Below are 25,181 nucleotides of genomic sequence, written 5' to 3'. Positions count from 1 at the left end.
CACACGAGGATCATGGCGCCTTGGTTTTTGAACTGCCCGACCGGACGCCACGTACCAGTCACTGCGGGCGGCACCGTGCCGCCTGGCGTACTGCCAGGGAAACGGGTCGGCGGGCACGCGCCGGTCGCGGGTTGCATCGTGCGGCGACCGCCGGGACGTCGGTGGTGTGTGGTACACGGTGCCCATAGAAAGGGTCGAACGATTTCAGTGGATTTGCGCCGTCCAGCCAGCAGTGCTCTCGACGGAGCCGCCCCAGCGGGGCAGGAGGAGAGGACGAGCCGGGCACGCGTCCGTCGGCAAGTACCGGGTCTGGACGGTCTCCGCGGACTGGCGGCACTTTATGTGGTCCTGTTCCACTGCTGGTTGTACACCTGCCCGGCTTTCCCAACAGTTCGGCGCCTGCGTGGCTGGACGGGCTGAAGTTCGGGCGCCTCGCCGTCGTCTTATTTCTGGTGCTGTCCGGCTTCTCCCTGGCGATCTCCCCGGCGCGTCACGACTGGCGGTCGGGTGGCGTCGGCGAGTTCCTGCGCCGGCGCGCCTGGCGCATCCTGCCTCCGTATTGGGCAGCGCTGGCCATGAGCCTGATCATTTCCTGGTTCGTGGTGTCGGCTTCGCACTACGGACGACCGACCGGCGCGTCAATCCTGGTGTACGGCTTCGTTGCTCAGGACATGTTCAGCGCTCCTACTCCGAACGGCGCGTTCTGGTCGATCGGAGTGGAGGCCGAACTCTATCTCCTCTTTCCGCTTTTCCTGTTCGTGCGGCGGCGGTTGAGCGCGACGGTACTGATCGCCTGTGTGACACTCCCGGTGATCGCCCGTGGGCTGATGGCGGCTGACGCATCTCCCGTGGAGGGCAACAACTGGCTCGCTCCTCATCGCGCTCCCGTGTTCGTTGCGGGCATGATCGGCGCAGGAGTCGTCGTTGCGTCGGAACGAGTTCAACGCCTGCCGTGGGGATGGTTCGCCGGACTGGCCGCCACGCCCGTCCTGGCTCTCGGCCTCATCCAGGGTTCCGTTTGGACCGTGAACCACTACTTCTGCTCGCCCGACAGGCCACCGTCCGCATGTGGGTGGGCGTCTGCCCTCCGTCGAGCGAACACGGTGATGGTCAAAACCGCGTCATGTGACATCAGCGGCTGAGAGCCCGGTGAGCCACCCACGTAACAAGGGAGTACGTAGATGCGACTCCCGACGAAGGGTGAGCCCTTGATCCCGCAACGCATCGTCCTTGCCTCGGCCGCGGGGCTCGTCTCCGCTCTCCTGCTGGGAGCGTGCGGCTCTTCGAACGACAACGCGTCCGGCACCAGTCCCGGCAGCGCCGCCCCGGCCGCGTCGGATCCCGCGACCTCCGCACCGGCCGCCGGTGGCAACTCCTCGAGCGGAAACATGGCCGTGACCGCCATGGTGAGGGCCAAGGCGATGAAGGGCATGGGCAGTGTGGTCACCGACGACAAGGGGATGACCCTCTACCGCTATGGCAAGGACCGGCCGGCTCCCTCCAAGTGGACGTGCGCCGGTTCGTGCACGCAGACGTGGATGCCCGTCATCGTGGACGACTCCGTACAGGCCTCGGGGGTTGAGAAGAGCCTTCTCGGCACGGTCCACCGGAACGGCATGAAGCAGCTCGCCCTCGCCGGCTGGCCGCTGTACCGGTACGTGGGCGACACGAAGGCCGGCCTGATGAACGGCCAGGACAAGGACAAAGAGTGGTACGCCATCACTCCGTCGGGCAATTCCGTGATGACGGACTGACGCCCACCCGCCCGGTCATCGGTGGGAGACCAGCCGCTTGTCGTGCGGCGGGCCACTGTCCGGCTCGCCGAGGCGACGGGTGCCCGTCGTGCTGCGGATCCCGCACCAGGCGGACGAGGCCCGCGATCCGCATGATCGGCACGTCCGGGCAGGTGTCGAGCGGGTCGGCGAGCGCGGCGGACTCAGCGGCGTCGATACTCAGTCCCCAGCGGGTTTCGTCGGCGATCCAGTCGGTGGCGTCCTGGCAGCGGTACCCGGCGGCCGGCGGCAGCCACGTGGACGGGTCTTGGCCGGCCTTGGAGCGGTTGGAGGCGGCCGACACTGCGATCAGCGCGCGGTCGTCGCCTTGTTCCGGCCTCGCCCGACGCGCTGCCGAGGGCCGCTCACCCTGAACCCCACGAGATGGCCCTCCGCGACACTGATGCGGCTCATGACACAGCCACTGAAACCGGTTCATGACAAGAGGCCCGGGCCACCCTCACGTTCGGCAACCCAGCCGAAGGTCGGCAAGCCCCGGTGGGTGACCGTGGGCTTCTTCCCTTCCGGGTGATGCCGAGGAGTTGCTGTTCCCACCGGTCCAGCGCCGGCCGGCGTGGACGACGTCCGAGGGGCGCGTTCCGGCCGGGGGGTGAACTCGTGGATCCGGCCCCAGACGTTGATCACCCCGTGATCACGCCAGGAGCGCTACGCCTGAGCCTCGTACGGCAGGAGCTCCGGCCGCTTCGGGGGGCGGCCGTCCCCGGAGGAGCGGCCGGTCAGACGTCGTCCTATCCACGGCAGCAGGTGCTGCCGGGCGAACCGTGCGTCCGCCGCCCGGCGTGTCACCCAGCCCGGCGGCAGCGTGGCGGGCATCGGCGTGCGCCAGTCGGTGTCCTCGGGCTCGTAGCCGAGCGTCTGCCACACCGCCTCGGCGACCCGGCGGTGCCCCTCGGCCGTCAGATGCAGCCGGTCCACGTCCCACAGCCGCGGGTCGGCCAGCGACGGCGCCCCGTACAGGTCGACCACCAGGGCGCCGTGCTTCCCGGCGAGCTCGTCGACGCAGGCGAACAGCTCCTCCATGCGCGGCCGGAACCGCTCCAGTACCGGTCCCTGGCGGCCCGGGCTGCGCATCAGCACCAGTTGCTTGCACGAAGGGGCCAGCCGTTCCACCGCTTCCGTGAGCAGAGCGCGCACTTGGCCCATGTCGCACTTGGGGCGCAGCGTGTCGTTGAGCCCGCCGACGAGCGTGACGACGTCCGCGTTCATCGCCGCCGCCACGCCCACCTGCTCGTCGACGATCTGCTTGATCAGCTTCCCGCGCACGGCGAGGTTGGCGTACCGGAACCCGGGGGTGCGGATGGCCATTCGTGTGGCGAGGAGGTCGGCCCAGCCCCGGTAGGAGCCGTCGGGGAGCAGGTCCGACATGCCCTCGGTGAAGGAGTCGCCGACCGCGACCAGGCTGGAGTGCGAAGATGGTATGGGATTCGTCTGCATGGCGCCAGTGATGGTATCCCGGCGACATACCCGTCGGTCGGTCGCCCCCGCTCGACCGGCGACAGCCTCACGCGGGCTGGCCGAACAGCTCCCGCAGCACGTCCTCCATGGTCACCAGGCCGGCCAGCCGCCCGTCGGCGCCGAGCACGGCCGCGAGGTGTGTACGGCTGCCGCGCATCGCGGTGAGCACGTCGTCCAGCGGGGTGCTCTCGCGCACGCGCGGGATGGGCCGCATGTCGCGCAGCCGGAACGGCACGTCCCGGGGCGTGGCGTCCAGCGCGTCCTTGACGTGCAGGTAGCCGACGATCCGGCGGCCCTCGTCGACCACCGGGAAGCGGGAGAAGCCCGACGCGGCCGACAGCCGCTCCAGCTGTTCCGGGGTGACGCCCACACGCGCGTAGACCACCCGCTCCAGCGGCACCACGACGTCGCGCACCGGACGGCTGCCCAGTTCCAGGGCGTCGTGCAGCCGTTCCTGCGCCCGGTCGTCGATCAGGCCCGCCTCGCTGGCGTCCTTGACGATCTCGGCGAGTTCGGTGTCCGTGAAGGTCGCCGCGACCTCGCCCTTGGCCTCCACCCTGAGCAGTTTCAGCAGCCCGTTCGCGAAGGCGTTGATCGTGAAGATCACCGGACGCAGCGCCCGGGACAGCGCGACCAGCGGAGGGCCGAGCAGCAGCGCGCTGCGCACCGGCTCGGCGAGCGCGATGTTCTTCGGCACCATCTCGCCCAGCAGCATGTGCAGGTAGGTCGCCAGGGCCAGCGCGATCACGAAGGACACGGCGTGGCCCGCGTCCTTGGACACGCCGACCGCGTGGAACACCGGCTCCAGCAGATGCGCGATCGTCGGCTCGGCGACCACACCGAGGACCAGCGTGCACAAGGTGATGCCCAGCTGGGCGGCGGCCAGCAGCGCGGACACGTGCTCCAGGCCCCACAGCACGCTCTTGGCCCGCCGGTCGCCCTTCTGGGCGAGCGGCTCGACCTGCGAGCGGCGCACCGAGATCAGCGCGAACTCGGCGCCCACGAAGAAGGCGTTGACGACCAGCGTCGTCAGACCGATGAGCAGCTGTACGGCGGTCATCGCGCCCCCTCCGTCGTCCCGTCGCCCTGCGCGGCGACCTTCTCGTCGTCCAGCGGCGCGTGCAGCAGCACCCGGGCAGCCCGGCGCCCCGAGGCGTCGACCACGTCCAGCCGCCAGCCGGCCACCTCGACGGTGTCCCCGACCGCGGGTATGCGGCCCAGCTTGGTGGCGACGAGACCGGCCAGGGTCTCGTACGGCCCCTCGGGCACCCGCAGACCGACGCGCGCGAGCTGGTCGGTGCGGGCGGCGCCGTCCGCCGAGTACAGGGCGCGCCCCTGCTCGTCGGCCCCGGCGGGGGCGAGGTCGGGCGTCTCGTGCGGGTCGTGTTCGTCCCGGACCTCGCCGACGACCTCCTCGACGATGTCCTCCAGCGTTGCCACACCCGCCGTACCGCCGTACTCGTCGATGACGACGGCCATGGTGCGCTTGCCGGAGAGACGGTCCAGCAGCCGGTCGACGGTGAGGGACTCGGGCACCAGCAGGACCTCGCGCATCACGTGGGTGACGGAGCGGTGGCGCCGCTCATCGGCGGGCAGGGCCAGGACGTCCTTGATGTGGGCGATGCCGACGACCGAGTCGAGGCTGCCGCGGTAGACGGGGAACCGGGACAGGCCCGTCGCCCTGGTCGCGTTGGCCACGTCCTCGCAGGTCGCCTGGGCTTCGAGGGCGACGACCTGGACGCGCGGGGTCATCACGTTCTCCGCGGTGAGGTCGGCCAGGTTCAGCGTCCGGACGAACAGCTCGGCGGTGTCCGCCTCCAGCGCGCCCTTCTTGGCGGAGTGCCGGGCGAGGGCCGCCAGCTCCTGGGGCCCGCGCGCGGACGCCAGCTCCTCGGCGGGCTCGATGCCGATGCGGCGCACGCAACGGTTGGCCATGTTGTTCAGGTGGGTGATGAAGGGGCCGAAGGCGGCGCTGAACCAGCGCTGCGGATTGCCCACCCGCTTGGCCACGGCCAGCGGTGCGGAGATGGCCCAGTTCTTCGGCACCAGCTCGCCGACGACCATCAGGAACACCGTCGACAACGCCGTGCCCAGCACCAGCGCGACGGAACTCGCCGTGGTGGGCGAAAGACCCATCGCCCGGAACGGCCCGGCGAGCAGCGTGGCGATCGACGGCTCGGCGAGCATGCCGACCACCAGGTTGGTGACGGTGATGCCGAGCTGTGCGCCGGAGAGCTGGAACGTCAGGTTCCGTACGGCCTTGAGGGCGCCCGACGCGCCGCGCTCGCCGCGTCGGGCGGCCCGCTCCAGCTCGCCGCGCTCGACCGTGGTCAGCGAGAACTCGGCCGCCACGAAGGCGCCGCAGGCGAGCGAGAGCAGGATCGCCACCAGAAGGAGCAGCACTTCGGTCATCGGGTCACCCCCGTCCCATGGTCGGACAGGGCGGGGTGGTTCGCGCGGTGTCGCGGACGGGGAGGATCGCCCATGGGCGGACGCTCACAACCTTTCATGCGGGCCGAGTGCTCCCTCGATGGTAAAGGATGAGCAAAGATTCCTGGGGATTCGCCGGTGAGGTCCTCGGGGGCCGGCAGGCCAGGGGGCACGAACATGCGCTACAGGGGCTTGACCCAGCGCCGCCAACGGTCCTCGCGACCGTAGCCGGCCGCGGCCCAGGTGCGGTGTGCTCGTTCGTTGGCTTCCAGGACCATGGCGTCGACGCGTCGCCCGCCCAGGGCCGCGAATCGCTGTTCCGCCGCTTCCAGCAGGGCGGTGGCGATGCCTTGCCGGCGGTGGTCCGGGTGTACGGCCAGCCGGTAGGCGGAGCATCGCCATCCGTCGAAGCCGGCTATGACGGTTCCCACAAGGAGACTGTCCCGCTCTGCGAGGAGCAGGGCTTCGGGGTCTCGTGTGATGAGTCGGGCCACTCCGTCATGGTCGTCGCTGATGCTCGTTCCTTCCGCGGCTTCGCGCCAGAACCGCAGCACGGCGTCGGTGTCCGAGAGGGTGGCGCAGCGGATGCGCAGATCACTCATGGGGCGAGCCAAGCAGAGCGCCGGCGTTTCTGGCGACCGGTTTCCGCGCGGACCGGATGGAGCGTCCGGTGGACCTTGAGCCGCGCGCGTCGTCGCCCTTTTACCCGGAAGCGTGACCGTGCGGTGCGGCGTGACCGTGCGCTGCGGATTTGCATGCGGAATGGGCTTTCCTGGCGCCGTGCCTCAGCTGATTACTCGCAAGCTCCCGCCCGGTGATCGCCTTGGCCGAATTCCCGCCATTGTCGTTCGCCTTTTCAACATCCGACCAGCGTCGAGAACCTGCCGAAAATCAACATACCGGGTTTATCCCGCGGACCATCTGAGATATCATCTTTGACTATGGCGGATGTTAGCCGAGGCGCGGTCGTTCCCGCCGACGTCGGACGTCATCGGGCGGGGTCGTCGCCATGATCTGGGAAGTACTGGTCCTCGGATTTGTACTCAGCCTCGACAATTTCCGGGTGTCGATCGCGCTTGGCACCGTCCCATTCGGGCTGAAGCGCGCGGTACAGGTCGCGCTGACCTTCGGCCTGTGGGACGCGATTATGCCCCTGGTCGGGCTGCTGATCGGTCGCCAGATCGGGGAGTCCGTCGGGAACGTCGCCGATTTGCTGGGCGCGGCCGCGCTCGGTGGGTACGGGATCTACCTCGTGATTTCGGCCCTTCGGAACCCCGAGCCGGACGAGCTGGACCACCCGTGGGCCCTGTTCGGCATCCCCTTGACGCTGAGCCTGGACAACCTGTTCGCCGGGGCGAGCCTGGGGATGCTCGGGCTCTCCCCGTGGCTCTCGGCCGCCGTGTTCGGTCTCATGACGGCGGTGTTGTCGCTGATCGGGCTGCAGCTCGGGCGGGCCGCGGCGCGCCTCATCCGGATCCGCTCGGACCTGCTGAGCGGGGTCACCCTGATCATCGCCGCCGCGGCGCTGCCGTTGGTGTTCGGCGGCTAGGCCGCTCACTCAACCCCGCCGGCCCTCCCACTCAACTCACTCACCGGGAGCGGGTCGGCCCGCTCCACCCGGGAGGCGGGCCGGCCGGCGAGCCCGGTGCGGGCGGGGGATCAGCGGGGAATCGTCGGCCCGCGAGTCGGCGTTGGCGGCCTCGACCGCCCGGGCGACCAGGTCGTGATCGGGCGACAGATGGCAGACCGGGTCGGTGCGGGCGGCGTCGCCAGTGAGCTGGAACGCCTGGCAGCGGCACCCGCCGTAGTCCAGCTCCCGCCGGACGCAGCTCCGGCAGGGTTCCGGCATCCAGTCCGTCCCACGGAACGCGGTCATCACCGGGGACTCGGCCCATATCCGCTCCAGCGTGTCCTCCCGCACGCTGGCCCGCGGGAACGGCAGTGACTGCGCGGCCGGGCAGGGCAGGACATCGCCGTTCGGCGTCACGGTCAGTTGCCGGGACGCCCAACCGCCCATGCAGGGCTTCGGGTAGCGGCTGTAGTAGTCGGGGATGACGTAGATGACGTCCATGCGGTCCCGCAACCGCTCGCGGGCGGCCCGCACGACGACCTCGGCCGCCTCGAGCTGAGCCCGGCTCGGCAGCAGCGCGTCACGGTTCCGCCAGGCCCAGCCGTAGTACTGGGTGTTGGCCAGCTCCACCCGGTCGGCGCCCACCTCCTCGGCCAGCTTGAGCACTTCAGCGACCCGGTCGATGTTGAGCCGGTGCAGCACCACGTTCATCGTGAGCGGCCAGCCCAGCTCCTTGACCACGCCCATCGCCTCGATCTTGCGTTGGAAGGACGGGGACCCGGCGATCCGGTCGGAGGCGGTCGGCTCGTCGGCCTGGATGCTGATCTGCACATGGTCCAGGCCGGCGGCCCGCAGCTGCTCCGCCTTCGGACGTGAGAGCCCCAGCGCGCTGGTCACGAGGTTGGTGTAGAGGCCCAGGTCGTGGGCGTCCGCCACGATCTCCACCAGGTCGCGGCGCAACAGCGGTTCCCCGCCGGACAGGTGGCACTGCAGAACCCCCATCTCGCCGGCCTCGACCAGCACGCGCCGCCACTCGTCGGTGGCCAGCTCGTCCTGGTAGTCACCCATGTTCAGTGGGTTGGAGCAGTACGCGCAGGCCAGCGGACAGCGGTAGGTGAGCTCGGCGAGCAAGCCGAACGGGCTATCCATCGGCGAGCTCCAACCAGCGTCGGGCGACGAGCCGGGTCAAGAACTGCCGCACCTCGTCGTCGGGGACCGTCTGGTAGCGCGTGCCCAGCTCGGTCACGATCTCGGCCACGGTGCGCCGCCCGTCGCACAGCTCGAGGATGTCCGCGCCGCTGCCGTTCAGAACCACCACCGTCTCGGGCTGCAGCAGGATCTGACACTGCCTGGTCCGGCAGAAGGTCAGCCGGACATGGCGCGCCAACCGGGGCCGGTCCGAGCCGGACACCCCGACGCCGGGTCGGGTCCTGGTTCCGGTCTGGGGCGTTCCGGTCTGGGTCGCGTCCATGGTGCTCACTCCGGATAGGCGTGGTCGATGGCGTCCATCAGGCTCCACAGGACGTCGCACTTGAACGACAGCGCGTCGACGGCACGCGCCTGCGACTCGGCGGAGCGGCAGTTTGCGGTGACCACCTCGAGGGCGTGCTCGCAGTCGCGGGGGGCCTGCTCCAGGCGGACGCGGAAGTACGCAAGGCCCTCGGGGTCGATCCACGGGTACCAGCGCTCGAACGCGGCCAGCCGGGCCGCCATCAGGTCGGGCGCGAACAGCTCGGTGAGCGAGGAAGCCACCGCCTCCACCCACGGGCGGGTCCGGGTGAAGTTCACGTAGGCGTCGACGGCGAACCGCACCCCGGGCACCAGGTGCCGGTGGTCCAGGACCTCCTCGCGGGTCAGCCCGGCGGCCTCGCCGAGACGCAGCCACGCCTCGATGCCGCCCTCGCCGGCGGCGGTGCCGTCGTGGTCGACGATCCGTCGGATCCAGCGGCGGCGGACCGCGAGGTCGGGGCAGTTGGAGAGGATCGCGGCATCCTTGCGAGGGATGTTCTCCTGGTAGTAGAAGCGGTTGGCCACCCAGCCCCGGATCTGCCGGCGGCTCAGCAGGCCGGCGTTCATCCGGACGTGGAACGGGTGCTGGTCGTGGTACCGCCGCGAGTGGGCCCGCAACGTTTCGACGAAGCCGTCGGCGCCGGTTCTCGTGGTTGTCGTCGTCACGGCCCTACACCTGGACCTCGAGGCTGTCCATGGCCACCTCCATACCGCTCTCCTCCAGGACGCGCCGGTCGGGCGCGTCCTCCGGGAGGGTCGGGCCGGTGTCGTCCATGCGCACGAACATCGTCCGCCCCGTGCTCAGCGACGGGAGCCGCACCGGGCTGCCCTCCGGCCGTCGACGGGCAGCCGGCCCATCTCCCCGGACGTCCTGGCGGCCAGGCCGAGCCGTACGATCTTGTCGTCGGCCCACTGACCCCGTCGACCAGTGGGCATGCGCACCCCTCGATCGTCCGTCGCCGGCCCGGCCGGCCTGGCCGTCCCGCGCGCTCGGAGGGCGCCGGACCAGGCCGGCGCCGCCCGACGTCCGCTACTCCTCCAACTGAGCGACGTACATGGTCACCTCGGGCGCGACCTTGATCTCATCGAACTCGGGCGTCTCCCACACAGCGAGCTGAGACTCCATGGATTCACCTCCTCACTGCCGATTGCGGCAGGCTCCGGTCACCAGCTACGACGTTTCCGGGAGCGCGAAGACGATCAGGGCGCTTCCGTGCCCCGCGCCGAGCATGCCGGGAAGGAATCCCTCGGCCCATCCGCCCCAGCCGACCGGCACGGCGATGTACTGCCTGCCGTCGACCATGTAGGTGGTCGGGCTGCTGTGGTGGCCGCTTCCGCACTGGAACTGCCACAACTGCTCCCCGGTGCGGGCGTCGAGCGCGTTGAACTCCCCGGAGGCTTCACCGGCGAACACCAGGTCACCGCCGGTGGCCAGCACCGAGGCGCACATCGGGAGTTCGTTGCGCCAGCGCCACTTCTCCTCGCCCGTGGCGTCGAAGGCGCTGATGGACCCGGCCATGTCCTCGATGTCCACCTGAACGCCCGCGCCCCAGTAGGGAATGCTCTCCTTGAACTCCCGGCGTCGCCGGGTGGCCGTGGCGCCGGTGTCCTGGACCGGGACGTAGAAGAGCTCGGTCTTCGGGCTGTAGGCCGCGTGCGTCCATTCCTTGGCGCCGGCCGGACCCGGGTAGAAGTGGACCGGTTCTCCCTCCTTTTCCGGGTACACCTTGGCCGTCACCTGACCGTCCCTTGTGATCGCCCCCCATGTGATGCGGTCCACGAAGGGGGTGATCTGGACCCTCTCGCCGTTCGTGCGGTCAAGGACGAAGAAGTAGCCGTTCTTGTCGAAGTGCCCGAGCAGTTTGCGCCCCTCGTGCTCGAACAGGATGCACTCGGCGATGCTGTCGTAGTCCCACAGGTCGTGCGGGGTGCACTGGTAGTGCCAGCGGATCTGACCACTGTCCACATCGACGGCGATGACACTGTCGGTGAAGAGGTTGTCCCCCTCGCGGACGCCTCCGTCGAAGTCGGGCGCCGGGTTGCCGGTGCCCACGTACAGCAGGTTCGTCTCCGGGTCGAAGGTGCCGGTGACCCAGCAGTTCGCCCCGCCCCGTGCCCAGGCCTCGCCGTCGGCGGGCCAGGTCTCCGAGCCGGGCTCCCCGGGCTTCGGCACCGTGTAGCAACGCCACTGGTGCTCGCCGGTCTCGAGGTCGAACGCGTCGAGGTGGCCGCGTACGCCGAACTCGCCGCCGGAACTCCCGACGATGACCATGTTCTTCACGATCAGCGGGGCGACCGTGGCGCTCTCCCCGGCCCGGACGTCTCCGTAGGTCTTGTCCCAGACCCGCTTGCCGGTGGTGGCGTCGAGCGCGAGCACACGAGCGTTCGCCGTGACGAAGAAGACCTTCCCCTGAGCCACGGCGACCCCACGGTTCACGTTCCCGCAGCACAGGGAGACGTCGAAGGGGACCGCATGCTTGTACCGCCAGATCTCCACACCCGTCTTCGCGTTGAGGGCCCAGACCCAGCCGTCCCAGCCGGAGAGGAACATGACCCCGTCGACGACGATCGGGGCGGCCTCGAACGAGTAGGTCGACGCGCCCGCGATCAGGCCCGTCGTGCCGGCCTGGAAGACCCAGGCGGGGACCATGCGCTTGACGTTCTCCGTGTTGATCTGATCCAGCGGGCTGTACCGCTGCCCGTTGTAGGCGCCGTAGTAGGTGAGCCAGTTCTGGGGTTCCTCGCGGGCATTGAGTATGCGCTCGTAGTTGACGCCGGCCACTACCGGCGGCGCGACATCCCCGCCCGCGACCTTGCCGCTCAGTTTCCCCTGATCGACAGCCTCTCCCGCGTCCACGTAGTCGACGGTGGTCATCTGCTCCTCCTTGTTCCTACGGCCGCGGCTGTTCGGGACGGTCGAGGCGGGCCTCCGGCGGAGCGTCCCCCAGGACGACGATGGCCCCGGTCAGTCCCCGGCCCTCGTCATTCCCCGTGGGCGAGCTGAACCAGTAGTAGCCAGGCCCGTCGAGGTTGAGGTGCGCACGTCCTCGCGAATGGTTCACCAACCAGATGAACTTCCGGTCGCCATTGCTCGGCAGGAGCGCGCAGTGCGTGTTCATGTCGTCATTGACGAGCTCGAGATCGAGATCGCCTCCATGGGGCATGACCAGAATAGAGGGATCCCAGGCCAGCTCATCCGGGTTGATACGAATGGTGGCCTGCATGTGGCCTTCCGATCCCTCGGTGGCCTGCCCGACACTTCCGGTACACAGCACCTGTCCCAGCGTGGCTTTGTTCTGTGCGGCAAGCCCGATCTTGTCCAGCAGGTCGGCTCGCTCATGCGCTGCGGTCGTCATCGGGGCTTCACTCCCCTCATTCCGAATGTGTATTCATTCCGCATCGGCAGCGCTGTCGAAATTTCTTTTTCGCGTCGCGCGTTGCCCGACCGCAATGGGCACTCGAGGAGCGCGCCACGCCGGATGAATCACACCGAAAAGGGTGGCAGGAATTGGTACTCAATAAGCACGCTACGCCGGACGAATCACACCGACAAGGTGAGCGCCGGTTCGGGCCGGTTCATGCCGTTCGTCCGCGACCAGCCACCGTTCGTACCCGATATTCCACCGTTGGGAGGAGCCGGGCCGCACTGCACCGCGTCGCGCCGGGGCCGGCAGCAGACCCGATCAATCGCCTCCGATTCAAACCGCCCCGACCGGTCGCGACGCCTCTGCCGACATCTGGCCCCGATGGAGATCAAGCCAGGTCATACCGATCGAGGTTCATGACCTTGTCCCACGCGGCGACAAAGTCCTGCACGAACTTCTCCCGTGCGTCGTCGCTCGCGTAGACCTCAGCGACGGCACGCAGCTCGGAGTTCGATCCGAAGACGAGGTCGACGCGGCTGCCGGTCCACCTGAGCTCGCCGGTCGTGCGGTCGCGCCCCTCGAAGGTCTCCGCGGTCGCGGAGGTCGGCCTCCACTCCGTGCCCGGGTCGAGCAGATTCACGAAGAAGTCGTTGGTCAGCGACCCGGGTGCCGAGGTGAGGACGCCCAGCGGCGACTGCTGGTAGTTGGCGCCCAGTACCCGCAGACCACCCACGAGGACGGTCATCTCGGGCGCGCTCAGGTTCAGCAGGTTCGCGCGGTCGACCAGCAGATGCTCCGACGGCAGCCGGTTGCCCTTGCCGCGGTAGTTGCGGAACCCGTCCGCGGTCGGCTCGAGCGGGGCGAAGGAGGCCACGTCGGTCCACTCCTGCGTGGCGTCCGTGCGTCCCGCAGCGAAGGGGACCCGGACGTCGTGGCCGGCGGCCTTGGCGGCCTGCTCGACGGCGGCGGCTCCGCCGAGCACGATGAGGTCGGCCAGTGAGATCTTCTTGCCCCCGGTCCGGGAACGGTTGAAGGACTCCTGGACCCCCGCCAAGGTGCGCAGCACCTGTGCCAGCGTCTCGGGGTCGTTGACCTCCCAGCCCCGCTGCGGCTCGAGGCGGATGCGCGCGCCGTTCGCCCCGCCACGCTTGTCGCTGACTCGGAACGTCGAGGCCGACGCCCACGCGGTCGAGACGAGCTGGGAGACCGAGAGCCCGGAGGCGAGGATCCGGCTCTTGAGCGCGGCGATGTCCGCCGGCCCGACCAGCTCGTGGTCCACGGTGGGGATCGGGTCCTGCCAGCGCAGCGTCTCCCGGGGGACCAGTGGTCCGAGGTAGCGCTGGATCGGGCCCATGTCGAGATGCGTCAGCTTGAACCAGACCCGTGCGAACGCATCCGCGAGCTGGTCCGGGTGCTCCAGGAAGCGCCGCGAGATCGGCTCGTAGACCGGGTCCAACCGCAGCGCGAGGTCCGTGGTGAGAATCGTCGGGGCGTGGGTCGTCGACGGGTCGTGGGCGTCCGGCACGGTGCCGGCCCCGGCGCCGTCTCTCGGGACCCACTGCCACAGACCGGCGGGGCTCAGCTCCAGGTCCCACTCGTAGCCGAACAGGGTCTCGAAGAAGCTGTTGTCCCATCTCGTCGGGGTGGGTGTCCACGTACCCTCGAGCCCGCTGGAGATGGCGTCCGGGCCCTTTCCGGTGCCGTAGCTGCTCTTCCAGCCCAGGCCCTGCTCCTCGAGGGGGGCGCCCTCGGGCTCGGGGCCGAGGTGGGCCTCCGGGTCGGCCGCGCCGTGGGTCTTGCCGAACGTGTGGCCGCCCGCGATCAGCGCGACGGTCTCCTCGTCGTTCATCCCCATGCGCCGGAACGTCTCGCGGATGTCCCGGGCGGCAGTGAGCGGGTCAGGGACGGTGTTCGGTCCCTCGGGGTTGACGTAGATGAGGCCCATCTGAACGGCGGCCAGAGGGTTCTCCAGCTCCCGGACGCCGCCGTGGCGCTCGTCGCCGAGCCAGACGTGCTCGGGACCCCAGTAGGTGTCCTCGTCGGACTCCCAGACGTCCGCCCGGCCGCCGGCGAAGCCGAAGGTCGTGAAGCCCATCGTCTCCAACGCGCGGTTGCCCGCGAAGACCATCAGATCGGCCCAGGAGATCTTGCGGCCGTACTTCTTCTTCACCGGCCAGAGCAGCCGGCGCGCCTTGTCGAGGTTGCGATTGTCCGGCCAGCTGTTCAGCGGCCCGAACCGCTGCATGCCGGCGCCCGCGCCCCCGCGGCCGTCGTCGATGCGGTACGTTCCGGCGCCGTGCCACACCATCCGGATCACGAGCGGCCCGTAGTGGCCGAAGTCGGCCGGCCACCAGTCCTGCGACGTCGTCAGCACCTCGTCGACGTCCCGCGCCACGGCGTCGAGGTCGAGCGTCCGGAACTCCGCGGCGTAGTCGAAATCCTCGCCCATGGGGTCGGCCATGGCGGGGTGTTTCCGGAGGATCGTCAGGTTGAGCTGGTTCGGCCACCAGTCGCGGTTGCCCGCGCCCCCGGTCGGCTGACTGCGGTGCCCGGCCGGGACAGACAGGCCCAGGCCGCCCGCGCCCCCGGCGTTCGTCCCGCCGGCCACGGCGTCCGGACTGTCCGACACGGGATTTCTTTCCTGGAACATAGGTCGTCCTGGGGTCCTCAGAAGCCCAGCGCGCGACGCACCGCCGGCGCGTTCCGCCGGGAAACGTGCACCATCTCGTTCGTCCGGTCGTCCATGACCAGAGACAGCTCACCCTTGAGCCCGCGCTCGATCTCCCGGATGCGGCCGAGGTTGACCACATACCGGCGGTGCACCCGCAGGAAGCCGACATCCGCCAGCTCACTGTCGAGCTTGTCCAGGCTCCCCGAGGCGGCCCGCAACCGCCCCTGATCGGTGGAGAGCCACACTTCGTTCCCCTGCGATTCAGCGAAGGAGACTTCCGCCGGCCGCAGCAGCACCATCCGGTTGCCGCGCATCGCGACCAGCCGGCGCGGCTGCTCCCCAGGGTGCGCGGGCCTCTCCGCCTTGGGCAACTGCGCCCCGTCGGAGACACCGAACGAGACCATGTTCCCGATCACGTGTCCGGACGAGAAGACGGGGCGGATGCTGATCGATGTCGGCTCCTCGGCGAGGTGGACGAAGATCTGCGTCGAGCCGACCCAGTCGGGATTGTGGGCTGCCTGCCTGATGGCATACCGGGCGGCTGCGATGAATTCCGGCAACCCGGGGTTCCATCGCAGCGTCGGGTCGACCGCCGGGGTGGATGCCGGGACGCCCAGGAGCACGCTTGCCATGTCGTCGGCGATCACCACCTTGCCCGCAGCGTCCACCGCGGCGAGCGCGGCACCGGAGTGTGCCCTGGCCTGTGTGTAGGCCGCGACCAGCTCGGTGCCGCTGTCCCGGGCGCGCCTCCTCAGCTTGTACTGGATCGCGGTGACCGCGTTCGCCAGCCAGCTTGCCGCGTCCGCAGGAAGCCCGCTGCGCCAGCAGCAGATGTTCAGGACCGCGATCGGTTCCCTGGTCACCACGTCACGCACCGCGATGCCCGCGCAGACCCAGTTGTGGAACGCCTGGCACCAGTGCTCCGCGCCCCTGATCGGTACCGGGCCGTACGCCTCGAGCGCCGTGCCCATGCCGTTCGTGCCGACCGCGCACTCGGACCAGCAGAACCAGGGCGCCAGATTGGAATCGCCCGCTCTGGCGAGCGTGGCCTGGTCACCCCACTCGGCCAGGATCCGGCCAGTGGCATCGGCGACGGTGACGACGCCACCGAGGCTGCCCACTTCATGTGCCACGGAGGCGGCACGAAAGCCCAGCTCAGCGAAGACGACATCGTGCTCGGGAGTATGGTCGAGCTCCGCGACGGCTACCGGGGCCCGCGTGAGGTGAGGGTCGACCCGGTACTGCTCTCGGCAGCGATGCCAAGAGATCGCCACCAGGGGCCGGACACCAGGAACTTGATCGTCGCCCTGCACGAACCGTTCCCACGCCGCGAGCACGGTGCCGCTGCCCAGGTTCGCCGAGATGGGCTCGAGCCGATGTACATCCCTCATGGTTCAGAACCGCCCTTGGTCCATCCCCAACGCCCGACGGCGTGCGCACGGTCCGGCGCCGGTCGCCGCTCGTCGCGGTCGGCCTCGGCGGACTGGGCACTGCGTTGCGCGTCGTCCTGCTTCCAGCTTCGTCACTCGTTCCAGGCTGCGTCACACACCCGCGTTCCAGGCTGCGGCACACCTGCACCCCCGCACTCCCCACCCTAGATAGCGTTGTCGGGCAGCGCACGTCCCGCTCCGTGTCGTGTGCCCGACCCGGGGCTGCCCCTGGACCTTCCGTGAGCAGCGCGAAGCCTCCGATTGACCGTGGTGTGCGCCCGCGGCGCCCGGGTTCACTCCGGGAGGGGACATTGGCCCGCGTCGTAGACGAGCAGGCCGCGTTCGGGCAGCAGACGCGCCTCAGGACTCGGGAGATGCCGGTGCAGTGTGCCGTCGTGCATCAGATGAAGGATCCGCACCTCGAGGGAGAGGACCAGGAAATCGGCGATCATCTTGCGATGGCAGCGCCACCACAGGGTTTCCGCGCACATGACCGCGGTGCGGTCTCCGGACGCCTCGGTGAGCAATTCGTCGATTGCGGAGAGAAACTCCGATGAGCGCATGTGGGCGGCGTACCCGGCGAAAGCACGGTTGCGCAGCGCGGTGTCGGGTGTGTCGGGGCGGGCCTTCCGCCAGCCGCCGAGCCGCTTGTCCCACCGGTAGGCGATGCCGGCCTGCGGCAGCCACTGTGCCATCGCGTCCCGGTTGGCATCGGGATTGTGCCGGCTGCCCGGCGCCGTCCGCACGTCGACCAGCCTGCGTACGCCGGCGCCCTGCAGCAGCCGCGTCATCTCCATGGCGTCGGCAGTGCCGTGGCCGAAACTGAGCAGTTGCATGTCACTCACGCGGGCCTTCGTTCTCAGCAGGGCGCCACCGTCTCGTGGCCGCGGGTGGCGTCCACACCCATCGTGATGGCGGCCCGAACGGTTTGCCTGGTTTCCCCGCCCTGCTGAGCCGTGTCCCGCAGGGCGCCCCCGACGAAACGTGCTTGCCGCATCCCCGAGGGCCCGGTGTCTGGTGTGGGTGGGCGGCCTCCGGTGCTCGGCGTATGAGGAGCCGGGGCCCCCGATCATGGGACCACCCATCACGGGGGAGTGCTCCGGCCGGGGAATCCCCTCACGCGGACTCCTCCCGCAGCCGGGCCATCACCGGCGCGAACGCCTCCATGTACGGCTCCAGGACGGTCAGGTACGAGAAGCCGAACTGCTCCCGCTGCGCCCGCACCCGCGCAACCACGTCGTCCAGGGGGCCGACCAGCACGATGGGCAGGGCCAGCGCCTGCTCCAGGGTGAGCTGGGGCTGCCGTTCCAGCAGCGGCTCGAGCACGGGCTCCGGATCGTCGGTGACGGCCACGAGCTGGAGCAGCAGGTTCAGCTCGGCGGGTTCCGCCCGGCCCGCCGCCGACGCGCGGTACCGGGTGACCCGCTCGTCCAGTTCCTCGGCGGTCAGGGGCTCGAGCGTCCCCGTGGCACGCCCGGGCCGGGCCCCGGTGAAGGCCGCGATGTCCGCGTGCTCGGCCGTGAGCCGCAGCATCCGGTCGCCGTTGGCACCGATCAGCAGCGGCACGCGCTCCTGAGCCGGACGGGGCTGATGGTCTCGGGAACCGAGCAGCCGGTCCAGCTCCTCGACCGTGTGCCTCAGGTGGTCCACCCGCTCGCGCGGGGAGCCGAACGGCAACCCGGCCGTCTCGTGCTCGGACTGCACGTAGCCGGTCCCGAGGCCGAGTTCGAGCCGGCCACCGGTGAGCGCGTCGGTGGCCGCCACCTCGCGGGCCAGCAGCGCCGGATTCCAGAAGCCCGCGTTGAGCACGAACGTGCCGAGCCTGGGCCGCTCCGTCGCCGCGGCGGCCGCCACCAGAGCCGGGAAGGGCGCGACCGTGCCGAGGTGGTCGGGGACCAGGATCACGTCGTACCCGAGCTCCTCGGCGCGACGGCACGTGGCCCGCCACTCGGCGGCCGGCGAGGGCGTGAGCAGGTTGACTCCGAAACGGAACGGACGCGGCATGAACTCTCCTCGCAGGCACGTGTCTTGGGCCGGTACCTCCGATTCCATCACGCCCGCGGCATGCTCACCGGAAGGCTCCGTCACTCGTGCGCGATCGCCGCGAGCACGGTCATCCGGGACGTCCTCAGTGCCGGCAGCAGGGCCGCCACGATGCCCACGAGGGCCGACCCGATCACGGCCGTGACGATCGTGCCCCAGGGGATCGCGAGTGCGGCCATGCCCTGCAGCGCGAGGACCTGCTGGGTGCACACACCCCGTACGAGCCCGAGACCCAGGCCCAGGACCGCGCCGAACACGGCGATCACCACCGACTCCAGCCGGATCATCCGCCGCAGCTGACGATCGTCCCGCGACCAGGCCGACTACAAGGAGCTCGTGCACGACCAGATCGCCGTCCCGCTCTGTCTCGTGTACGCGCTGCTCGGGCCGGCCGCGCTCAGGGTCGGAATGAGGTTGAACGACTGGAACATGAAACCGATCCGGTCGCGCCGCAGCCGGGTCGGCTCCCGGTCCTTCAGCCCGGTTATCTCCGTGTCGCCGAGCCAGACCTGGGATACCGGCTGTGGGGCGGGTCACCCTAGTCTCGGCCGAACGAGGGAGTCGACGACCGGGAGGCGGCCTTGTCCACACCAGCTGCGGAGCGCGCACCGGGCCGGGCACCGGGCGACGGGACCGCGGCCCGCGCCCGCGGGCTGACCAAGGCCTACGGCTCGGGCGAGACCACCGTGCTCGCCCTGGACTCGGTGGACGTGGACATCGCGCGCGGCCGGTTCACCGCCGTGGTGGGCCCCTCGGGCTCGGGGAAGTCCACGCTGATGCACTGTCTGGCGGGCCTGGACAGCGTCTCGGCGGGGCACCTTCCGGCCGGGGCCGCCCGTCCTTGCCGTTGCTAGCACTTCGGCGCTAGCGTCGAAGCATGGCGAAGACCCAGCTGAACGTGCGCGTGGACGAGGACACCGCCCGCGCGGCCCGTGAGCGCGCGACGGCCCGCGGCATGAGCGTCAACCGCTACATCGAAGAGCTGGTGAGACAGGACGCCGGGGAGGCCGGCCGCGCCTTCGTGGATGCCGCCGCCGACTTCATGAAGCAGTACGAGTCCGTGTTCGCCGAGGAGTTCGCCGAGGCGCGCGGCACCGACTCCGGCGAAGGCCGCAGCTGATCCCTTGGACGATCTCAGCATCGACCTCGCCTGGCTGCTCATGCTCGCCGAACGGAGGACACCGGGGGACCCGCAGGTCACCGACTGGGGCGCGCTGGTCGCCGCCGTCGCCCGCCACCGGGCCGAGATATTCGGCGTGCCCGTCTACGACACCCCGCACGCCCGCGCCGCCGCACTGCTCCAGCTGCTCGTCCACGTGCCCGCGCTGGAACGCTCCAACGCGCTGTTCGCCTCGGCCGTCGCCTACGCCTATCTGGTCGCCAGCGGCCTGAAGGTCGTCACCACACCCGAGCAGGTCCGCGACCTCGCCCGGCTGGTGAAGAGCGGCGAGGCGGGCATCGACGACATCGCCCGGGAGCTGCGCCGCTGGAGCTCGTGATCACTGCTCGGCCGGCTCCTCGGGCCGCCATGCGGTGCCGAACGTGCAGTAGGAGGTGGGCAGCTTCGGGCCTCGCCCAGGGACCAGCACCCGCCGGTGCGGGCCCAGTTCGAACCCGGCCTCGCGCAGCGCGGCCACCGGGTCCCGGGACAGGTGACAGCCGCCGTTCAGCGTCGGCCACAGCGTCCGGTCCAGGGCGCGCTGGGTCAGCGTCATCACCCGGCCGCCGCCCCGCCCGTGCTCGAAGTACCGCACCTCGCCGCCCGGTTTGAGCACCCGCCGTACCTCGCCCAGCGCCCGCGCCACGTCCCGCACGCTGCACAGCACCAGCGACAGCACGGCCGCCTCGAAGGCCTCGCTCTTCACCGGCAGCGCCTCCGCCGCTCCCGGGACCACATCCACCGGCACCTGGGCGCGCAGGGCCGACTGCAGGGCCAACTTCCTGAGCAGCGGCTCCGGTTCGATCGCGACGACCTCCGCGACGGTCCCCGGATAGTGCAGGAAGTTCAGACCGTTGCCGGCGCCGATCTCGATCACCCGCCCGGACAGCCCGGCGAGCAGCCGCTCGCGTCTCCCGGCCATGCCGAGCCGGGTCTCGGCGCCCACGCTGAGCCGGGCGTAGTAGCGGGCGAAGAGCGGATGGTGGACGGGGCTCCGCGCCACAGTGCCGGAACCGGCCGACAACAAGCGCATGGCAACCTCCCGGACGGTCGGGCCTACGGTGATTGTCCCCCCGGAAACCCCGTCCCACCCCCGCCGCGACCGCTCAGGCGCGGAAGCGGCGGCCGCCGCATCCCCTTCGGCCCCGCCCACGTGCCCCGGGCCTTGGGCCCAAGCCTGTCGTCCCGGGCCGGAAGGTCCGTCAGGGAGCCTCCCGGAGGCGGAACGCCTCCGCGTCCCAGGCCCCGTCCAGTCGCGGCGCGAGCCATCCCGGTGCCGCCGCGCGGAAGACGGCGGGAGCAAGCGCCCCCGCTCCGGCGGGCAGCGCGCCGAGCAGCGGTGCGCCGGCGACCTCCGGCAGGTCCATGACGTTGCAGCGGGACGCGAGGTCGGGCGCGTCGGGCCAACTGCCGATCACCACCCCGGCCAACTCCATGTCCCGCGAGCGCAGTTCACGAGCCGTCAGCTCCGTCGTGTTCAGCGTGCCGAGACCGGCGGCCGCGACCACCAGCACGGGCGCGCTCAGCAGCCGGGCCGCGTCCGCCAGTGTCCCGCCCGCCGCGTCGAACCGTACGAGCAGCCCGCCCGCACCCTCGACGAGCACCAGATCGTGCTCGGAGGCCAGTTTGGCCGCGGCCTCGGCCACCTCGTGCGGATGCACCGGGGTCATCCCGGCCCGCCGGGCCGCCGTACCCGGGGCCAGCGGCTCCGGATAGCGGGCCAGCTCGGTGGCCGTCACCGGACCCGCGAGCCGGGCGACCTCGTCCGCGTCCCCGCGTTCGTCCGGCCGTACCCCCGTCTGCGCTGCCTTCAGCACGGCCACGGAACGCCCGGCCGCGAGCGCCGTGGCGGCGACGGCCGCGGTCGTGACCGTCTTGCCGACCTCCGTGCCCGTCCCCGTGATCACCAGTACCGGCATCTCATCCCTCCCGCGCCGCGGCGCACACCGCGCGCGCGATCCGCGCCACGTCCGCGTCGCCCGTGACGTACGGCGGCATCGTGTAGACCAGGTCGCGGAACGGGCGCAGCCACACGCCCTCCCGCACGGCGGCCCGGGTGGCCGCGGCCATGTCCACCTCGTGGTCGAGCTGGACCACACCGATCGCGCCCAGCACCCTGACGTCCTTCACACCCGGCAGGTCCGCGGCCGGAGCGAGGCCCTCGCGCAGGGCCGCCTCGATCCGTGCGACCTCCGAGCGCCAGTCCTGCCCGAGGAGCAGGTCGATCGAGGCGCAGGCCACGGCCGCCGCCAGCGGATTGCCCATGAACGTCGGCCCGTGGGCGAGCACCGGCACCTCGCCCCGCGAGATGCCGTCCGCGACCCGCGCGGTGCACAGCGTGGCCGCCATCGTCAGATAGCCGCCGGTCAACGCCTTGCCCACGCACATCACGTCCGGCGTGACGGCCGCGTGCTCCGCCGCGAAGAGCGCACCCGTGCGTCCGAAGCCGGTGGCGATCTCGTCGAACACCAGCAGCACGTCGTGCGCGTCGCACGCCTCGCGCAGCACCCGCAGGTACGCGGGGGAGTGGAACCGCATCCCGCCCGCGCCCTGCACCACCGGCTCCACGATCACCGCGGCCAGTTCCCCGGCATGGCGGCCGATCAAATCGCGCAGATGGTCGGCGTACGACGCGTCGTACTCCGCCGGTGGCGGCTCGGCGAACACCTGACGCTGGAGCACGCCGGTCCACAGCTCGTGCATCCCGCCCTCGGGATCGCACACCGACATCGGCTGCCAGGTGTCCCCGTGGTAGCCGCCCCGCCAGGTCAGCAGCCGCTGCTTGCCGGGCCGGCCGAGCGAGCGCCAGTACTGCAGGCACATCTTCACCGCGACCTCGACCGACACCGACCCGGAGTCGGCCAGGAACACATGCTCCAGACCGTCGGGCGATATGTCGACAAGGAGCTTCGCGAGCCGTACGGCGGGCTCGTGCGTGAGCCCGCCGAACATCACATGGCTCATCCGCCCCAGCTGCTCGTGCGCGGCCTCGTTGAGCACGGGGTGGTTGTAGCCGTGGATCGCCGACCACCAGGAGGACATGCCGTCGATGAGCTCGCCCGAACCGTCGGCGAGCCGCAGCCGGACCCCGCTCGCCGACTCCACGACGAGCGGTTCGGCACGCCCGGGCATCGGGCCGTACGGATGCCACACGTGCCGCCGGTCCAGCTCCAGCAGCTCGGCCACGCCGGGGCCGGACAGGTCAGGCATTGGGCGCGAGGTCCGTTCCGGCACCCCGGCGGCGGACGGCGACGAGGTCGGTGCGCGGCTCGGCCGCGGCGGGCACCGCGGCCGTACCGCACACGTCAGCCCCCTCGTGCGAGCCGCAGACGGACCCGCACCCGGCACTCTCGTGCGACCCGCACCCGGCACTGTCGTGCGACCCGCACCCGCCGCCGGCGGCTGCCGCCCGGTGTTCCGGCAGTGTGACCTCGCCGGCGCCCTCCACCTCGAAGCCGGCGTCCGCGATCATCTCAAGGTCGGCCTTGCCGGCCTGGCCCTCGCTGGTCAGGTAGTCGCCGAGGAAGATGGAGTTGGCCAGGTGCAGCGCCAGCGGCTGCATCGTGCGCAGGTGGACCTCGCGGCCGCCCGCGATGCGCACCTCCACGTCCGGGCAGACGAAGCGGACCATCGCGAGGATGCGCAGGCAGCGCTGCGGGGTGAGGTTCCACTCCTTGGCGAGCGGGGTGCCCTCGAACGGGATCAGGAAGTTCACCGGAACCGAGTCCGGGTCGATCTCGCGCAGCGAGAAGACGACATCGACCAGGTCCTCGTCGGTCTCGCCCATGCCCGCGATCAGACCCGAGCAGGCGGACAGCCCGGCCGCGTGCGCCTTGTGCACCGTGTCCACCCGGTCGGCGTACGTGTGGGTGGTGGTGATGGCCTCGTAGGTGGCCTCGGAAGTGTTGAGGTTGTGGTTGTAGGCGTCCGCGCCCGCCTCGCGCAGCCGCTCGGCCTGGCCGTCGGAGAGCAGACCGAGGCAGGCGCACACCTCGACGCCCTCGTTCTGGTCCTTGATCGCCTTGATGGTCTCGGAGACCCGGTCCACGTCCCGGTCCGTCGGGCCCCGCCCGCTGGCCACCAGGCAGACCCGCTTGGCCCCTCCGGCCAGGCCGGCGGCGGCCGCCTGGGAGGCCTCGTCGGGCTTGAGCCAGGTGTACTTGAGGATGCCGGCCGTGGAGCCGAGCCGCTGCGAGCAGTAGGAGCAGTCCTCCGGACACAGGCCCGACTTCAGATTGACGAGGTAGTTGAGTTTCACCCGTCGGCCGAACCAGTGCCGGCGCACCTTGCCGGCCGCGGCCACCACATCGAGCAGGTCGTCGTCGGAGGTGGCCAGTACGGCCAGAGCTTCCTGGCGGGTCGGCAGCTCGCGCCGAAGCCCCTTGTCCACCAGCGTGTTCAGCAGGTCCATGAGAGCCGATCCTGTCCTACGGGGCCGCTCCGGGCCAAGGAGAGTTTGCACAACACTGACAGTTCGACGTGTGGGTATTGCCACACCGTGGGTGGCGGGTCGTCCCGCTAGTGTCTGTCCGCTACCTACAAAAGCCCCGGAGGACCCATGGCGTTCGGCTGGATCGACGAGCAGGCCGAGGCGCGCCGCCGCGCCGGACTCGTACGGACCCTGCGCCCGCGCCCCGCCGACTCGCCGCTGCTGGATCTGGCGAGCAACGACTACCTGGGCCTGGCCCACCACCCCGAGGTCACCGAAGGGGCGGCCGGAGCCGCCCGGACCTGGGGCGCCGGCTCCACCGGCTCCCGGCTGGTCACCGGCACCACCGAGCTGCACACCGAGCTGGAGCGCGAGCTGGCGGACTTCTGCGGCTTCGAGGCGGCCCTGGTCTTCTCCTCCGGCTACGCCGCCAACCTGGCCGCGGTCACCGCGCTGGGCCCGCACGGTTCCCTGATCGTGTCCGACGCCGGCAACCACGCCTCGCTCATCGACGGCTGCCGGCTCGCCCGGGGCACCACGCAGGTGGTCGGGCACGCCGACCCGGAGGCCGTGGCCAAGGCGCTCGGCACGCACGAGGGGGAGGCGATCGTCGTCTCCGACACCGTCTTCTCCGTCGACGGCGACGCCGCGCCGCTGGCCGCGCTGGCCGAGGCGTGCCGGGAGCACGGCGCGGGGCTGGTCGTGGACGACGCCCACGGTCTCGGTGTGCTGGGCGACGGCGGCCGGGGCGCTCCGCACGCGGCCGGTCTCGCGGGCGCCGAGGACGTGGTCGTCACGGCCACGCTGTCCAAGTCGCTGGGCAGCCAGGGCGGCGTGGTGCTCGGTCCGGCCGGGGTCGTCGACCACCTGGTCAACGCGGCCCGGACGTTCATCTTCGACACGGGACTGGCTCCCGCGGCCGCGGGAGCGGCGCTGGCGGCGCTGAGACTGCTGCGGCGCGAGCCGGACCGGGCGGCACGGGCCCGTGCGGTGGCCGCCGAGCTTCACGCACGCCTGACCGCCGCGGGTCTGGAGGCGGTACGTCCGGACGCCGCGGTGGTCTCCGTGCGGGCTCCGTCCCCGGAGCAGGCCGTGCGCTGGGCGGCCGACTGCCGTGCGGCAGGCCTGGCCGTGGGCTGTTTCCGTCCTCCTTCCGTGCCCGACGGCATCTCACGGCTGAGGCTGACCGCCCGCGCGGACCTCTCCGGGGCCGAGATCGAACGCGCTGTACGTGTGATCGGCGAGACGCGACCATGAGTCGGCGTGACACGGCCGTGCATCGCACGAATGTGGACGGAACTGATCAGTAGTGGTCAGTCTGGTGGTA

Annotated in this window: 25 protein-coding genes and 3 pseudogenes; 7 read left to right on the top strand and 21 right to left on the bottom strand. The window is 70.7% G+C overall.

The annotated features are described in order from the left end of the window. Positions 1–452: 452 nt before the first annotated feature. Both ACFZDC_RS28525 and ACFZDC_RS28520 read left to right on the top strand, forming a co-directional pair. A complete protein-coding gene (locus tag ACFZDC_RS28525) occupies positions 453–1,142 on the top strand; it encodes an acyltransferase family protein (RefSeq protein WP_391328393.1) in 690 nt (229 codons plus the stop codon). Positions 1,143–1,181: 39 nt separating this feature from the next. Then, entirely contained in the window at positions 1,182–1,754 is a 573-nt protein-coding gene (locus ACFZDC_RS28520; protein WP_391328392.1) for a hypothetical protein, read from the top strand. A gap of 684 nt (positions 1,755–2,438) precedes the next feature. Here the strand turns inward: ACFZDC_RS28520 and ACFZDC_RS28515 are convergent. The 4 genes from ACFZDC_RS28515 to ACFZDC_RS28500 all read right to left on the bottom strand — a co-directional run bounded on the left by ACFZDC_RS28515 (position 2,439) and on the right by ACFZDC_RS28500 (position 6,280). Next, a complete protein-coding gene (locus tag ACFZDC_RS28515; RefSeq protein ID WP_391328391.1) occupies positions 2,439–3,227 on the bottom strand; it encodes a GDSL-type esterase/lipase family protein in 789 nt (262 codons plus the stop codon). A 67-nt stretch (positions 3,228–3,294) separates the two neighbouring features. After that, on the bottom strand, positions 3,295–4,308 hold the full coding sequence (locus tag ACFZDC_RS28510; protein WP_391328390.1) for a CNNM domain-containing protein: 1,014 nt from the start codon (positions 4,306–4,308) through the stop codon (positions 3,295–3,297). Then, positions 4,305–5,660 carry a CNNM domain-containing protein gene (locus ACFZDC_RS28505; RefSeq protein WP_391328388.1) on the bottom strand — a complete coding sequence of 452 codons (1,356 nt, stop codon included), beginning with the start codon at positions 5,658–5,660 and terminating at the stop codon, positions 4,305–4,307. The genes ACFZDC_RS28510 and ACFZDC_RS28505 overlap by 4 nt, the downstream gene beginning before the upstream one ends. Positions 5,661–5,860: 200 nt before the next feature. Continuing rightward, a complete protein-coding gene (locus ACFZDC_RS28500; RefSeq protein ID WP_391328386.1) occupies positions 5,861–6,280 on the bottom strand; it encodes a GNAT family N-acetyltransferase in 420 nt (139 codons plus the stop codon). A gap of 407 nt (positions 6,281–6,687) precedes the next feature. Between ACFZDC_RS28500 and ACFZDC_RS28495 the strand changes: the two genes are divergently transcribed. Beyond that, the gene (locus ACFZDC_RS28495; protein WP_391328384.1) at positions 6,688–7,227 is read left to right on the top strand and encodes a manganese efflux pump; all 540 of its coding nucleotides are present in this window, start codon (positions 6,688–6,690) and stop codon (positions 7,225–7,227) included. Between the two features lie 36 nt (positions 7,228–7,263). Here ACFZDC_RS28495 and pqqE read toward each other — a convergent pair whose 3' ends face one another. From pqqE to ACFZDC_RS28430, 13 genes and pseudogenes are all read right to left on the bottom strand, one after another. After that, on the bottom strand, positions 7,264–8,397 hold the full coding sequence (gene pqqE, locus ACFZDC_RS28490; RefSeq protein WP_391328382.1) for a pyrroloquinoline quinone biosynthesis protein PqqE: 1,134 nt from the start codon (positions 8,395–8,397) through the stop codon (positions 7,264–7,266). Next, positions 8,390–8,719: a pyrroloquinoline quinone biosynthesis peptide chaperone PqqD gene (gene pqqD, locus ACFZDC_RS28485; RefSeq protein ID WP_391328380.1), complete on the bottom strand. Its 330-nt coding sequence runs from the start codon at positions 8,717–8,719 to the stop codon at positions 8,390–8,392. Before pqqD ends, pqqE begins: the two co-directional genes overlap by 8 nt. Positions 8,720–8,724: 5 nt before the next feature. Then, complete coding sequence (gene pqqC, locus ACFZDC_RS28480) at positions 8,725–9,423, bottom strand: pyrroloquinoline-quinone synthase PqqC (protein WP_391328378.1); 699 nt, start codon at positions 9,421–9,423, stop codon at positions 8,725–8,727. Positions 9,424–9,558: 135 nt separating this feature from the next. Beyond that, a complete protein-coding gene (locus ACFZDC_RS28475) occupies positions 9,559–9,693 on the bottom strand; it encodes a hypothetical protein (protein WP_391328376.1) in 135 nt (44 codons plus the stop codon). Between the two features lie 94 nt (positions 9,694–9,787). Continuing rightward, positions 9,788–9,883: a pyrroloquinoline quinone precursor peptide PqqA gene (pqqA, locus tag ACFZDC_RS28470; protein WP_391328374.1), complete on the bottom strand. Its 96-nt coding sequence runs from the start codon at positions 9,881–9,883 to the stop codon at positions 9,788–9,790. Between the two features lie 45 nt (positions 9,884–9,928). Next, complete coding sequence (locus tag ACFZDC_RS28465) at positions 9,929–11,632, bottom strand: PQQ-dependent dehydrogenase, methanol/ethanol family (RefSeq protein WP_391328372.1); 1,704 nt, start codon at positions 11,630–11,632, stop codon at positions 9,929–9,931. 16 nt (positions 11,633–11,648) lie between these two features. Further along, positions 11,649–12,113, bottom strand: a complete 465-nt coding sequence (locus ACFZDC_RS28460) for an MSMEG_3727 family PQQ-associated protein (RefSeq protein WP_391328370.1) — start codon at positions 12,111–12,113, stop codon at positions 11,649–11,651. Positions 12,114–12,510: 397 nt separating this feature from the next. Then, on the bottom strand, positions 12,511–14,694 hold the full coding sequence (gene katG, locus ACFZDC_RS28455; RefSeq protein ID WP_391328502.1) for a catalase/peroxidase HPI: 2,184 nt from the start codon (positions 14,692–14,694) through the stop codon (positions 12,511–12,513). A gap of 95 nt (positions 14,695–14,789) precedes the next feature. Further along, positions 14,790–16,184 carry a LytTR family transcriptional regulator DNA-binding domain-containing protein gene (locus tag ACFZDC_RS28450; protein WP_391328368.1) on the bottom strand — a complete coding sequence of 465 codons (1,395 nt, stop codon included), beginning with the start codon at positions 16,182–16,184 and terminating at the stop codon, positions 14,790–14,792. Between the two features lie 332 nt (positions 16,185–16,516). Next, complete coding sequence (locus tag ACFZDC_RS28445; protein WP_391328499.1) at positions 16,517–17,059, bottom strand: DUF488 family protein; 543 nt, start codon at positions 17,057–17,059, stop codon at positions 16,517–16,519. A gap of 280 nt (positions 17,060–17,339) precedes the next feature. After that, positions 17,340–18,227: a TIGR03621 family F420-dependent LLM class oxidoreductase gene (locus tag ACFZDC_RS28440; RefSeq protein WP_391328366.1), complete on the bottom strand. Its 888-nt coding sequence runs from the start codon at positions 18,225–18,227 to the stop codon at positions 17,340–17,342. A gap of 80 nt (positions 18,228–18,307) precedes the next feature. Beyond that, positions 18,308–18,568, bottom strand: a pseudogene (locus ACFZDC_RS28435) (FtsX-like permease family protein); the annotation flags it as partial. An 87-nt stretch (positions 18,569–18,655) separates the two neighbouring features. After that, positions 18,656–18,778, bottom strand: a pseudogene (locus ACFZDC_RS28430) (ABC transporter ATP-binding protein); the annotation flags it as partial. Between the two features lie 69 nt (positions 18,779–18,847). Between ACFZDC_RS28430 and ACFZDC_RS28425 the strand changes: the two are divergent. The 3 genes and pseudogenes from ACFZDC_RS28425 to ACFZDC_RS28415 form a co-directional block, all read left to right on the top strand. Next, a pseudogene (locus tag ACFZDC_RS28425) lies at positions 18,848–19,096 on the top strand (ATP-binding cassette domain-containing protein); the annotation flags it as partial. 47 nt (positions 19,097–19,143) lie between these two features. Further along, the gene (locus ACFZDC_RS28420) at positions 19,144–19,386 is read left to right on the top strand and encodes a toxin-antitoxin system HicB family antitoxin (protein ID WP_391328364.1); all 243 of its coding nucleotides are present in this window, start codon (positions 19,144–19,146) and stop codon (positions 19,384–19,386) included. Positions 19,387–19,390: 4 nt separating this feature from the next. Next, complete coding sequence (locus ACFZDC_RS28415; RefSeq protein ID WP_391328362.1) at positions 19,391–19,765, top strand: fic family toxin-antitoxin system, toxin component; 375 nt, start codon at positions 19,391–19,393, stop codon at positions 19,763–19,765. Here ACFZDC_RS28415 and ACFZDC_RS28410 read toward each other — a convergent pair whose 3' ends face one another. From ACFZDC_RS28410 to bioB, 4 genes are all read right to left on the bottom strand, one after another. After that, a complete protein-coding gene (locus ACFZDC_RS28410) occupies positions 19,766–20,458 on the bottom strand; it encodes a methyltransferase domain-containing protein (RefSeq protein ID WP_391328360.1) in 693 nt (230 codons plus the stop codon). A 169-nt stretch (positions 20,459–20,627) separates the two neighbouring features. Then, the gene (bioD, locus tag ACFZDC_RS28405; RefSeq protein WP_391328358.1) at positions 20,628–21,344 is read right to left on the bottom strand and encodes a dethiobiotin synthase; all 717 of its coding nucleotides are present in this window, start codon (positions 21,342–21,344) and stop codon (positions 20,628–20,630) included. Position 21,345: 1 nt separating this feature from the next. Beyond that, positions 21,346–22,635, bottom strand: a complete 1,290-nt coding sequence (locus tag ACFZDC_RS28400) for an adenosylmethionine--8-amino-7-oxononanoate transaminase (protein WP_391328356.1) — start codon at positions 22,633–22,635, stop codon at positions 21,346–21,348. Next, entirely contained in the window at positions 22,628–23,836 is a 1,209-nt protein-coding gene (bioB, locus tag ACFZDC_RS28395) for a biotin synthase BioB (RefSeq protein ID WP_391328354.1), read from the bottom strand. Before bioB ends, ACFZDC_RS28400 begins: the two co-directional genes overlap by 8 nt. A 147-nt stretch (positions 23,837–23,983) precedes the next feature. Between bioB and ACFZDC_RS28390 the strand changes: the two genes are divergently transcribed. After that, positions 23,984–25,111: an aminotransferase class I/II-fold pyridoxal phosphate-dependent enzyme gene (locus ACFZDC_RS28390; RefSeq protein WP_391328353.1), complete on the top strand. Its 1,128-nt coding sequence runs from the start codon at positions 23,984–23,986 to the stop codon at positions 25,109–25,111. Positions 25,112–25,181 lie beyond the last annotated feature (70 nt).

Source organism: Streptomyces sp. NPDC007905, from assembly GCF_042959345.1.
Classification (GTDB): Bacteria; Actinomycetota; Actinomycetes; order Streptomycetales; family Streptomycetaceae; genus Streptomyces.
Note: the sequence above shows the minus strand (reverse complement) of the source record. Positions and strands in the feature narration are given on the sequence as shown.